The 10915-nt window shown below is 71.0% G+C and carries 9 protein-coding genes and 1 pseudogene; 9 read left to right on the top strand and 1 reads right to left on the bottom strand.

Annotated features, from left to right (window positions below; all coding sequences use genetic code 11):
- The first annotated feature begins 124 nt into the window (after positions 1 to 124).
- The 3 genes and pseudogenes from ACFC1R_RS33515 to ACFC1R_RS33505 all read left to right on the top strand — a co-directional run bounded on the left by ACFC1R_RS33515 (position 125) and on the right by ACFC1R_RS33505 (position 3135).
- Positions 125 to 463 (top strand): putative quinol monooxygenase, encoded by a 339-nt coding sequence (locus ACFC1R_RS33515; protein ID WP_375945182.1) that lies wholly within the window; start codon positions 125 to 127, stop codon positions 461 to 463.
- 59 nt (positions 464 to 522) lie between these two features.
- Positions 523 to 1623 carry a hypothetical protein gene (locus ACFC1R_RS33510; protein ID WP_375945181.1) on the top strand — a complete coding sequence of 367 codons (1101 nt, stop codon included), beginning with the start codon at positions 523 to 525 and terminating at the stop codon, positions 1621 to 1623.
- Between the two features lie 261 nt (positions 1624 to 1884).
- A pseudogene (locus ACFC1R_RS33505) lies at positions 1885 to 3135 on the top strand (IS701 family transposase).
- 239 nt (positions 3136 to 3374) lie between these two features.
- Here ACFC1R_RS33505 and ACFC1R_RS33500 read toward each other — a convergent pair.
- Entirely contained in the window at positions 3375 to 4244 is an 870-nt protein-coding gene (locus tag ACFC1R_RS33500) for a class II glutamine amidotransferase (RefSeq protein ID WP_375945179.1), read from the bottom strand.
- 300 nt (positions 4245 to 4544) lie between these two features.
- Here ACFC1R_RS33500 and ACFC1R_RS33495 point away from each other — a divergent pair, with 300 nt between their 5' ends.
- From ACFC1R_RS33495 to ACFC1R_RS33470, 6 genes are all read left to right on the top strand, one after another.
- A complete protein-coding gene (locus ACFC1R_RS33495; protein WP_375945177.1) occupies positions 4545 to 4808 on the top strand; it encodes a hypothetical protein in 264 nt (87 codons plus the stop codon).
- An 89-nt stretch (positions 4809 to 4897) separates the two neighbouring features.
- Positions 4898 to 5812 carry an MBL fold metallo-hydrolase gene (locus ACFC1R_RS33490; protein WP_375945176.1) on the top strand — a complete coding sequence of 305 codons (915 nt, stop codon included), beginning with the start codon at positions 4898 to 4900 and terminating at the stop codon, positions 5810 to 5812.
- A 362-nt stretch (positions 5813 to 6174) separates the two neighbouring features.
- Positions 6175 to 7056 (top strand): alkaline phosphatase family protein, encoded by an 882-nt coding sequence (locus tag ACFC1R_RS33485; RefSeq protein WP_375945174.1) that lies wholly within the window; start codon positions 6175 to 6177, stop codon positions 7054 to 7056.
- Positions 7057 to 7174: 118 nt separating this feature from the next.
- Positions 7175 to 8410 (top strand): EfeM/EfeO family lipoprotein, encoded by a 1236-nt coding sequence (locus ACFC1R_RS33480; RefSeq protein WP_375945172.1) that lies wholly within the window; start codon positions 7175 to 7177, stop codon positions 8408 to 8410.
- Positions 8407 to 9723 carry an iron uptake transporter deferrochelatase/peroxidase subunit gene (efeB, locus tag ACFC1R_RS33475; protein WP_375945170.1) on the top strand — a complete coding sequence of 439 codons (1317 nt, stop codon included), beginning with the start codon at positions 8407 to 8409 and terminating at the stop codon, positions 9721 to 9723. The genes ACFC1R_RS33480 and efeB overlap by 4 nt, the downstream gene beginning before the upstream one ends.
- Positions 9724 to 10072: 349 nt before the next feature.
- Positions 10073 to 10885, top strand: a complete 813-nt coding sequence (locus ACFC1R_RS33470) for a trans-aconitate 2-methyltransferase (RefSeq protein ID WP_375945168.1) — start codon at positions 10073 to 10075, stop codon at positions 10883 to 10885.
- Positions 10886 to 10915: the final 30 nt, after the last annotated feature.

The raw sequence follows: 10915 nt of genomic DNA, 5'->3' as shown, positions 1-10915 counted from the left end.
GCCGCGGTGGGGCCGGCCGGAATGCTCCCGGCAAGGGGGGTCAGCAGTTGCGGATGGACCAGACGGGGCCCCGGTCGAGGAAGTCGCATCACGCGGGGCCCCTCACGACACGAGGGAGACCGACATGATGCTCAAGCTGGGTGTACTGGGCCTGTTCACCGCCAAGCCCGGCAAGGAGGCCGAGGTGACCGACCTGCTGGACATCGCCCGCGGCTTCGCCGCCGAGGCGTACCAGACCCTGGTCTGGTACGCCTTCCAGATTGACAGCTCCCCCTTCGGCATCTTCGACGCCTTCGCCGACGACGCGGGCCGCCAGGCCCACCTGAACGGCCGCATCCCCGCCCTCTTCGCCCAGGTCGGCGCCGGACCTCCTCGCCGCCGAGCCCGACGTCCGCCTGACCGACATCCTCGCGGTCGATCTCGGATAGCGGATCACGGTGCGGTGATACGTCGCACTAGCTAGGGCCTGTATCGAGTCCCGATCAATCTGCCCTGTCTGTCCTCGCGGATAGGCTGACCGGCATGTTGCGAACGCTTCCGTCCCTGATCACCGAGAAGGCGGCCCTGTCTGTCGCTGGAGCCGGCCTCCTTCGGTACGCAATGGGGCCAGCCTTGATCGGGGCGGGAGCTGACGCAACCGTCGTCATCGTCGAGTCCGGGGACAATCCGAAGGTCAGCGGCGTCCAGGACTCCCTCTGGGTACTTCTGCGCGGGGATCGGATTCCAGAACTCCACTCCAGGTTCGAGTTCCGAGGTGCCTTGCCCATTCACGTCTTCGCGCGACTGGAAGAGGGCTGCCTCCCGCTCGGCACCGCCCAGTGCAGGGCGATGCCGTCGGCACCGGCTTACTTCGACCGTGCCGAACTGAGGCTCAGCCAACCGCTGACCCGCGAGATGCTGGATGCGGTCCGGCCAGTCCCGTCACCTGGGCCGGTGCCAGGCGTGGACTGGATCGACCTCGTGGAATCAGATCCGAGCCGGGCCTTGGAGTCGTTCGTCCTCGGCTGGTTTCCCGAAGCGGAGTCCGCTGACGACGAGACCACGGCAAACGAACTGGACAACCTGCCAGAGGCGTTGGCCGCCTTCCACCGCCTGGCCCGCCTCCGACCGGCCATCCACAGATTCCTCGACCCAGTACTGAAGAAGCCCAGGCGTGCATCCGGGCCACTGGGCGACCGACTGATCTTCGCGATGTGGAACGGGGCCAGCAGGGACTGGTCCATCCCCTGGCCGCTGAATAAGCCGGACGAGCCCGATCCACGTGTGTGGTTCACCGAAGACCCCGATGATCCGAACCCGGAGACGACCCTTGAAGAGGAACCGCTGAGCCGCTTCCTCTTGCAGTTCACCCTCAACGGAGCCATGAGTGTCGCCCCCTACGGCGCTCGCACCTACTGCATGCCGACCGCGCGCCTTGACGCGCTGTGGAAGCTGCTGCGCCCCGTACCCCTCAGTCCCTTCATGCCGACCTACGCGGCCGAGCGGTTTTTCGCGGCGCCGGGACTTCTCGCCCGCGTCAGCGGCGACGAGGACGAGGCAATCGTGGGCTTCAGCGCGCTTCACCGCGGGACCCTGACACCGCTGCTCGAACACGGTTTCCGTTGGCACCGGTTCGGCGGGTGAGGCATTAGCCCCCGATGAGGTCGCATGTCTGCCCGTGGGCGGGGCCGTTTAGCGTGAGGTCTTTGACCAGATCATCGACGCTCGTAGGTGGAGTCCAGCGATATAGCTCTCAGGCGCCCTGCAGCGGCTCGGCGTCGCGGGGTCGAAACCGCGGATTGATCACGACTCGATACGCGCCCTAGTAGGGCTTGGTCATGTTGGTGCAACGGTGGCGTGTCCATGGGGCAGTCGTGTCGTTGATGGTGTGTGACACCTGGCGAGATGGCTGAGGTCCGGGAGGACCTGGAGGCGTTCACGGCGGAGCTGTTCGAGGCGTTCACGCGCAACGATCAGCGTCGTTGGGGGCGGGTCTATGTGCGTGGGCTGTTGATGGACGGCGGTCGCAAGTCGGTGGAGCCGATGGCCTCGCGGCTTGGTGAAGATGGCAACCGGCAGGCGCTGGCGCACTTCGTGACGACCAGTCCGTGGGATCCGGCGCATGTGCGGGCCCGGTTGGCGTGGAGGATGTAGGCGGAGCTGAAGGCGACGGCGCTGGTCATCGACGACACCGGGTTCCTCAAGGACGGTGACGCCTCGGCGTGTGTGTCGCGGCAGTACACGGGTACTGCGGGCAAGGTCACCAACTGCCAGGTGGGCGTCTCGCTGCACCTGGCCGCCGACCACGCCTCCGTGGCCGTCGACTGGAGACTGTTCCTCCCGCAGCCCTGGGATCCGGCCTCCGAGAAGGCTGAACCGGCGAAGGTGGCCCGCCGTGAGCGCTGCCGGGTCCCCGTCGACCTGGGGCACGTGGAGAAGTGGCAGCTCGCCCTGGACATGGTCGATGAGACCCGTTCCTGGGGTGTGCACGTCCCGCTGGCCATCGCGGATGCCGGCTACGGCGACGCGGTGGCGTTCCGCCTGGGCCTCAACGAGCGCGGTCTGAACTACGTGGTGGGGATCTCCGGCACCCTCAGCGCCCAGCCGGGCTCCGCGAGGCCGTTCACCCCGCCCTGCAGCGGGACCGGACGGCCGCCCGTGACCAGGTATCCGGATCCGGCGAAGAGCGTGAAGGCGCTGGTGAAGGAGGCCGGGCGAAATGCGGCCAGGCCGGTGTCCTGGCGTGAGGGATCCCGCCCGGGCAAGGGCCGTTCCGGGGTCAAGCGCATGTATTCGCGCTTCGTCGCACTGCGGATCCGCCCTGCCGGCCGCGAGATTCGCGAGGCCACCGACGGCGTCGAGCTGCCCGAGTGCTGGCTGCTGGCCGAGTGGCCCGCCAAGGAGGCCGGGCCGGTGCAGTTCTGGCTCTCCGACCTGCCCGCCGACACCCCGCTGACCACCCTGGTCCGCCTGGCCAAGCTCCGCTGGCGCATCGAGCACGACTACCGCGAGATGAAGCAGGCCCTGGGACTTTCCCACTTCGAGGGCCGCACCTTCAACGGCTGGCACCACCACGTCACCCTCGTCGCACTCGCCCACGCCTTCTGCACCCTGCGGAGGCTGGCCCGGGCCCCAAAAGAAACGGCAGCGGCCTGAGCCTCTACCAGGTCGTCCGCGAGCTGCAGACCATCCTGGCCACCTGGGCCGGCTCCTGCCCCACCTGCCACCGAGACATACCCACGCGAGAACACACCTGACCAAGCCCTACTAGCAGCGGCAGGAGCAGAGGCCGGCTCGGGCAGAAGGAGCCGGCCTCTGCAGGCGGCACAGCCAGGCGGCACAGGCAGGCCAGGCGAGACAGGGGCGGGATAGCCGGGCCAGGCAGGTCAGCCGGCTCAGGCGGCCTTCTGCGAGGCGGCGGCCTCGGGACGCAGATCGCTGAGGCTGAGCGGATGCGCCGGTGCGTCGGGCAGGACGATCCGGCGGGTCAGGCCGAGATCCGGCCCGACGTGCAGCAGCTCACCGGGGGCCATCAGCTGCCAGTGGGGGTTCTCGTCCATGCGTTCGCTGGCGACCACCACCGTGGGGACGTCCCGGAGGTCCCGGGAGTGGACGCGCATCCGGCCGGCGGTGCCGCTGTGATCCAGGTGCCGACCGCCGTGGTGACCGCCGGCGTGGCGTTGGAGCTCGTAGAGCTCATGGGTGTCGGGGTAGCGCAGCGCCCACAGTTCGTCAGGGGTGGTGAGGATCAGGTTGAGCGCGTAGAGGGGCAGGTTCCGGGCGATCCAGCGGGCCGCCTCCGTGATGCCGGCGGTGACGTCGCCGCCGTGCGCCCTGGTCTCGCGGGTGATCAGGGCGAAGAAGCGCTCGGAGTCGGTGTCCCCCTGGACCAGGGCCCGGTCCTCGCCGAGGTGCTCCTCCAGCTGCTCCAGACCTCCGATGACGCCGTTGTGCGCGAACAGGCGTCCGTCCTGCACGAACGGGTGGGTGTTGCGCGGCTGGAGGCCGCCGGTGGAGGCGAAGCGGATGTGGGCGATGAAGGTCGCCGACTCCACCTGCCTGGCCTCCTCGGCGAAGGAGCGGTCCTCGTAGGCCGCGATGGGCGCTTTGTCCACCCGTGGGGTCCCGTCGGCTTCGAAGAAGCCCAGGCCGGTCCCGTCGGGGTCGCGGTGGCTCTGGTCGCTCAGGCTGTCAGGAGCGTCCAGCAGCCAGAAGGTGGCGCGGGTGCGCCTGGGGCTGCTGCTCAAGCCGAACAGACGGCACATGCGGGAGTCCTCCGATCGGGCCGGTCCAGTGCGGGTACCCGCGAGGCCGCGCCGGTATTCCGACCGGTCCACCGCCGCACCCGGACAGTTGACATGACAATCGATCAAGCACGCTCTGCTGCGGTGCCGTTCAGCCCTACGGACGGCCCGTCCGCGTACGCGGGTGCACGGATCCGGCTTCCGGCGCGTCCCGACCGGCCCCTGCCCGCCCCGCCCGTTGCAGCCCCCGGGGTGAACCCCGGAGCCACGGGCAGGCATCATGATCGGGTAGCGGAAGGACGGGGGAACGGGGAACGCGCAGTGGCCACTTCGGCGGACGACGACCGGCCCGGCGGGCTGATCATCTTCCTGGACGGCACATCGGGCTCCGGCAGGTCGAACATCGCCGGGGAACCGCTCACGATCCTGGACGAACCGTACTTCCACCTGCCCGTCGACACGTTCCACGCCATGCGGACACGGCGCGAGTTCCCTGCGGACCGGCTGCCGCGCATCCTCCGGGGCACCTCGAACACCGGGGCACCCGAACACCGAGCACCCGAACACCGAAGCACTAAAAGCTAACTATTTGCGTTTAGTGTGCTGATCTGATTTGCTCGGATCCTGCTTCGCACACCGTGCCGAGCCTTCCGCCACTTCCCGAGGAGTCACCCGTGTCACGCTGGGAGATCGGTGACATCACCGTCCACCGCATCGACGAGATCGCCCTGCCCGCCGCCACCGGCCCGTGGCTGCTGCCCGACGCGACACCGCAGGTGGTGGCCCGTCACCCCTGGCTGGAGCCGGACTTCGCCGGCGCGGACGGCGGGCTCAGGCTCGCCGTCCACAGCTTCGCGCTGGAGATCGGCGGGCTGCGGGTCCTGGTCGACACCGGCATCGGCAACGGCAAGAACCGCGCCAACCCGGCCTGGCACCAGCTGGACACGCCCTACCTGGAGCGGCTCACCGCCGCCGGTTTCGCGCCGTCGGACGTCGACCTCGTGATCCTCACCCACCTGCACGCCGACCACGTGGGCTGGAACACCCGACCGGCCGCCGACGGCAGCTGGCAGCCCACCTTCACGGGCGCCCGCTACCTCACCGCCCGTACGGAGTACTCCCACTGGGACGGCGCCGAGCTGGAGGAGAGCCGCCGTCAGATGCTGGACGACTCCGTCCGGCCCGTGCACGAGCACGGACTCCTCGACCTGGTCGACGTCGCCTCCGAGGGCACCGAGGTCGCGCCCGGCCTGACCCTGGTCCCCACCCCCGGGCACACCCCCGGTCAGGTCGCCGTCGTCCTGAACAGCGGCGGCCGTTCCGCCGTCATCACCGGCGACTGCGTGCACCACCCGGTCCAGCTGGCCGAGCCGGCCGTGGGCAGCTGCGTGGACATCGACCCCGCCCAGGCCGCCCGCACCCGCGCCCGTCTGCTGGAGCAGCTGGCCGACACCGACACCCTGCTGCTCGGCAGCCACTTCCCGGCTCCCACCGGCGGCCTGGTCCGCAGGGACGGCGATGCCTTCCGCCTCGTCCCGCAGCCCGGCTCCGGCACCAGCGCAAGCGCAAGCGCCGGCGACCAGCGCTGATCCGGACGCCTCCGCGCCTCCGCACATCCGCACGCCCCACGCTCCCCGGATCTGCACGGATGTTGGCGATCCGACAACCGGTGGGCCGTCAGTTTCCGCGATTTTCCTGCCAGATGACGGGAAATCGGACGCAGCCCTCGCCCGAACCGCCGTCTCCTCGCTAAGTTCACAGACTCGCCAGTCCACCGACAACTGAAAGGCACCTACGGCCCCAATGCTGTACGCGGCACCGAGGCCGGGCGCGCGTCGCCCGGCCGCCCCCGCACCGGTCCGCGGCTCCTCCACGAGGCCCGTGCGGCACGTTCCCCCACCTCCCGTATGAGCCGGCGGCCACGACCGGCTCGTCCTCCCCTGGAGTCTCCATGCGTTCGAGGTCGCGTTTCGCCGGGCTCTCCGCTGTCGCCACGGCGGCTGCGGTTGCGGCATCCCTGGCCCTGGCCCTGGCCCCGCACAGCTCGGCCGTCGCCGCCGCGGCGACGGCCGGCACCGTCCCCACTCCCGCGCACATCGTGGTCGTGATGGAGGAGAACCACTCCTTCGACGACGTCATCGGCGACACCTCCGATGCTCCCTACATCAACTCCCTGGCGTCCCAGGGCGCTTTGATGACCTCCTCGTTCGGCGTCACCCACCCCAGCGAGCCGAACTACATGGCGCTGTTCGGCGGCAGCACCTTCGGCCTGAGCTCCGACGCCTGTCCGGTCAACGAGGGCAGCAAGGCCAACCTCGGCTCCGAACTGCTGGCCTCCGGCCGCACCTTCAAGGGGTACTCGGAGGGCCTGCCGAAGACCGGCTCCACCAGCTGCACCTCGGGCAGTTACGCGCGCAAGCACTCGCCGTGGGTCAACTTCAGCAACGTCCCGGCCGCCGACTCGCTGCCGTTCTCCTCGTTCCCCACGGACTACAGCAAGCTGCCCACCGTGTCGTTCGTGATCCCGAACCTCGACGACGACATGCACGACGGCACCATCGCCGACGGCGACTCCTGGCTGCAGGACAACCTGGCCGGCTACGCGACCTGGGCCCAGCAGAACAACAGCCTGCTGGTCGTCACCTGGGACGAGGACGACTACACCGAGAGCAACCAGATCCCCACCCTGTTCTTCGGCGCGCACGTCCGGCCCGGCCAGTACAGCGAGACCATCAACCACTACAACGTGCTCGCCACCCTGGAGAAGATGTACGGCCTGGCCCCGGTCGGCCAGAGCGCGTCCGCCGCGCCGATCGCCGACATCTGGAACTGAGACCCGAGGGCACCACACCACCGTCCAGGAGTCCCGGCCCGACACACGGGCGGCGGCCGTCGTCGGCCGCCGCCCCGGGCCGGCCCGCGCCCGCCCGTTCGAAGGACCGGTCCACACCATGCCGGAGCCAACCCCACCCACGCCCTCGGCCCGCCCGAAGGACCGTCCCGCGCCCCGGCCCGCCGCCACCCGGCGGCTGCGCCCGGCGGTGGCCGGGCTGCTCCTGCTGGGCGTCACCGCCCTGGTCGGCTCCGCCCCCGCCGACGGCGACCGGGCAGCACCCGGCGGGCGGCTCCAGGTGGACACCACCACCTGCGGCACACCTCCCGAGAAGCTGCCCGCCGGGCCGCTCTCCTTCACCGTCACCAACAACTCCAAGGTCTTCGCCACGCTCTACCTGGTCTCGCCCGACGCGAGCCTGGCCTACGCGGAGATCCCCTGGCTCGGCCCCGGCCGGACGCTGCCGCTGGCCACCACCCTGACGGGCGGCCAGTACGCCGTCCGCTGCGTCTTCTCCAGCGGCCCGGTGCTCACCACCCGTCCGCTGACGGTGGTCGGGACCGCCTCCGGCGCCGTGGCCGGCTACCGGCCCATGCCGGACAAGGAGATGGGCGCACCGGTCAAGGCCTACCGCGACTACGTCAAGGCCGCGCTGCCCGGACTGCTCGCCGCAGGACGTACGCTCGACGACGACGTCGCGCGCGGCGACCTGGCCGCCGCCAGGACCGACTGGCTCACCGCCCACCTGGACTACGAGCGCCTCGGCGCCGCCTACAACTCCTTCGGTGACTTCGACACCTCGCTGAACGGCCTGCCGAACGGGCTGCCCCAGGGCGTCGACTCCCCGGACTGGACCGGCTTCTTCGCCGTGGAGTACGGCCTGTGGCACGGCTGGAGCGGTGACCGGCTGCGCCAGGTCACCCAGCGACTGGTGACGGACATCGACGGTCTGGTCCAGGACTTCCCCAGCGAGGACACCGACCCGGGCGACCTCTCGCTGCGCGTCCACGAGATCCTGGAGAACTCGCTGCAGTTCCAGCTCAACGGCACCGCCGACTACGGCAGCGGCACCACGCTGGCCACACTGGACGCCAACATCCGGGGGACCGAGAAGGTCCTGGAGATCCTCTCCCCCGTGATCCGCCCCCGCGACCCCGGTCTGCTCGACCGGCTGAACCGGGAACTCCCGTCCTACGACGACGAGGTGACCGCCTACCGGGCCGGGGACGGCTCCTGGACGGCGTCCTCGAAGCTCGGTACGGCGCAGCGCCGGCGCCTCGACGGAGACCTCGGCCGGCTCCTGGAGGAGCTGGCTGTCCTGCCCAACCTGCTCACCCCGAGGAACCACGCATGACGACGTCCGAGCCGCCGGTCCAGCCCGTCCCGTCGCTCCCGCCCGAGCCGCGGGGGTCGTCCGCGCCGCAGGGCCCGTCGCCGACGGTGCAGCCGCTGCGCCGGCGTGCCTTCCTGCGCGGTGCCACGGTGGGTGCCGCCGTCGGCGCGGGCGCGTTGGCCGGGGCGTTCGCGGCCGCCGCCGAGCCCGGCCAGGGGCCGTCGGGGCGGCGTATCCCGTTCCACGGCCCGCACCAGGCGGGTATCACCACACCGCAGCAGTCCGCCGCGTCCTTCGTCGCTTTCGATGTCATCGCGCCCGACCGGGCCGCGCTGGAGGACCTGTTCCGGACCCTGACCGAGCGGATCCGGGTGCTGACGGCGGGAGGCCCGGTGCCCGCCACCGACCTGGCCTCGCCACCCACCGACAGTGCGACGCTCGGGCCCGTGCTGCCCGCCGACGGGCTGACGGTCACAGTGAGCGTCGGCGCCTCGCTCTTCGGCGACCGCTACGGGCTCGCGGCCCGCAGACCGGCCCGGCTGGTGCAGATGCCGGTGTTCCCGGACGACAACCTGGTCGGCTCCAAGGAACTGCACGGCGACCTGTCGCTGCAGATCTGCGCGGACTCGCGCGACACCGTGATGCACGCGCTGCGCGACATCACCCGGCACACCCGTGGCGGCATGCAGCCGAGTTGGAAGGCCGACGGCTTCCACGCCGCCCCACGTCCGTCCGGCACCCCGCGCAACCAGCTGGGCTTCAAGGACGGCATCGCCAATCCCGACACCGGCAACCGGGCGGTGGCGGACTCGGTGCTGTGGACGCACGGCAGTGCCGACGGCGAGCCGGCCTGGGTGGAGGGCGGCTCCTACCAGGTGGTGCGGATCATCCGGATGCTGGTCGAGTTCTGGGACCGGGTCTCGCTGCACGAGCAGGAGCGGATGATCGGCCGCCGCCGCGACTCCGGCGCGCCGCTGGACGGGGTCAGGGAGTCCGACGCCCCCGACTACGGGGCCGACTCCCAGGGCCTGTTGACCCCGATGAACGCGCACATCCGGCTCGCCAATCCGCGCACCCCCGACTCGGCGGGCCAGCAGATCCTGCGCCGCGCCTACAACTACGACCGCGGCCTGGACACCGACGGCAACCTGGACGTCGGGCTGATCTTCTGCTGCTACCAGCAGGACGTGGCACGGCAGTTCCAGGCCGTGCAGCAGCGGCTGGCGGGAGAACCGCTGGTCGACTACGTCTCGCCGACGGGTGGCGGGTACTTCTTCACGCTCCCCGGTGTCGGGAGCCCGTCCGACTGGTTCGGATCGGCCCTGTTCCGCTGACGGACTCGTCATGAGCGGCAGTGGAGGTACTGATCGGCTCGGAGCCGCCGGAGGTTCGCGCGTGCGCCGTACCCTGCCGACTCTGCCGACCCTGCCGACCCTGCCGACGGCCGTGCTGACGGCCGTGCCGCTCTGCGCCGCCGTCCCCGCACGGGCCGCCGGCGCCACGGACCAGGCCTGAGCACTGGGCACTGGGCACGGACGGCGCGGTGCACCTGATGCGGTGCACCTGATGAAGAGCGGGCTGTGCCTGGACTTCGGGTGGACGATGGTCCGGGAGCGGGACACCTCACGTCCCGCACGCCGAGACACCCGCACGCCTAGACACCTGGCCGAAGGAGTTGCGCACATGCACCGGGCGACCTGGGATCCACAGCAGTACCTGCGCCACGCGGGACACCGGACCCGCCCCTTCCTCGACCTCCTGGCCCGCATCCCCGAACTGCCGGGCGCCCCGGCCCACATCGCCGACCTCGGCTGCGGCGCCGGGAACATCACCGCGCTGCTCGCCAACCGCTGGCCCGACGCGCACATCACCGGACTCGACAACTCCACCGACATGCTCGCCGCCGCCCGGGAGTTCGCCGGCCCCACCAGCGGCGGCGGCACCCTCGACTTCCGCGCGGCCGACGCCGCCGACTGGGTCCCCGACCGGCCCTACGACCTCGTCGTGTCCAACGCGGCCCTGCAGTGGGTCCCCAACCACCCCGAACTGCTGGCCGGTTGGGTCGCCTCCCTGGCCCCCGGCGGCACCTTCGCCCTCCAGGTGCCCGACCAGTCCGCCGCCCCCAGCCACACCCTGCTCGACGCACTCTGCGAGAGCGCCCGGTGGCGCGGACGCCTGCGCGGCCGGGCCGACGGGCGGCGCCAGGTCGTCCTCAGCCCGGTCGGCTACCTCGGGCTCCTGGCCGACCTCGACTGCACCGTCGACGCCTGGGAGACCACCTACGCCCAGCTCGTCACCGGCACCGACCCGGTCCTCGACTGGACCAAGGGCACCGCGCTGCGCCCGGTCCTCACCGCACTGGCGGACGACCCCGAGGCCACCACCGACTTCCTCGCCGAGTACCGCGACCTGCTCCGTACGGCCTACCCGGCCACCCGCCACGGCACCGTGTACCCCTTCCGCCGCGTCTTCGCCGTCGCCACCAGGCGGAGCTGACACCCGCCCACCGCGACCGGCCCGATCCCG

Source organism: Kitasatospora sp. NPDC056138, from assembly GCF_042264695.1.
Classification (GTDB): domain Bacteria; phylum Actinomycetota; class Actinomycetes; order Streptomycetales; family Streptomycetaceae; genus Kitasatospora.
Note: the sequence above shows the minus strand (reverse complement) of the source record. Positions and strands in the feature narration are given on the sequence as shown.

What these genes read in the sequence shown, in the direction of transcription:
- ACFC1R_RS33515 (WP_375945182.1), top strand. Translation starts at nt 125, where the DNA reads ATGATGCTCAAGCTGGGTGTACTGGGCCTGTTCACCGCCAAGCCCGGC.
- ACFC1R_RS33510 (WP_375945181.1), top strand. Translation starts at nt 523, where the DNA reads ATGTTGCGAACGCTTCCGTCCCTGATCACCGAGAAGGCGGCCCTGTCT.
- ACFC1R_RS33500 (WP_375945179.1), bottom strand. Translation starts at nt 4,244, where the DNA reads ATGTGCCGTCTGTTCGGCTTGAGCAGCAGCCCCAGGCGCACCCGCGCC.
- ACFC1R_RS33485 (WP_375945174.1), top strand. Translation starts at nt 6,175, where the DNA reads ATGCGTTCGAGGTCGCGTTTCGCCGGGCTCTCCGCTGTCGCCACGGCG.
- ACFC1R_RS33480 (WP_375945172.1), top strand. Translation starts at nt 7,175, where the DNA reads ATGCCGGAGCCAACCCCACCCACGCCCTCGGCCCGCCCGAAGGACCGT.
- efeB (WP_375945170.1), top strand. Translation starts at nt 8,407, where the DNA reads ATGACGACGTCCGAGCCGCCGGTCCAGCCCGTCCCGTCGCTCCCGCCC.
- ACFC1R_RS33470 (WP_375945168.1), top strand. Translation starts at nt 10,073, where the DNA reads ATGCACCGGGCGACCTGGGATCCACAGCAGTACCTGCGCCACGCGGGA.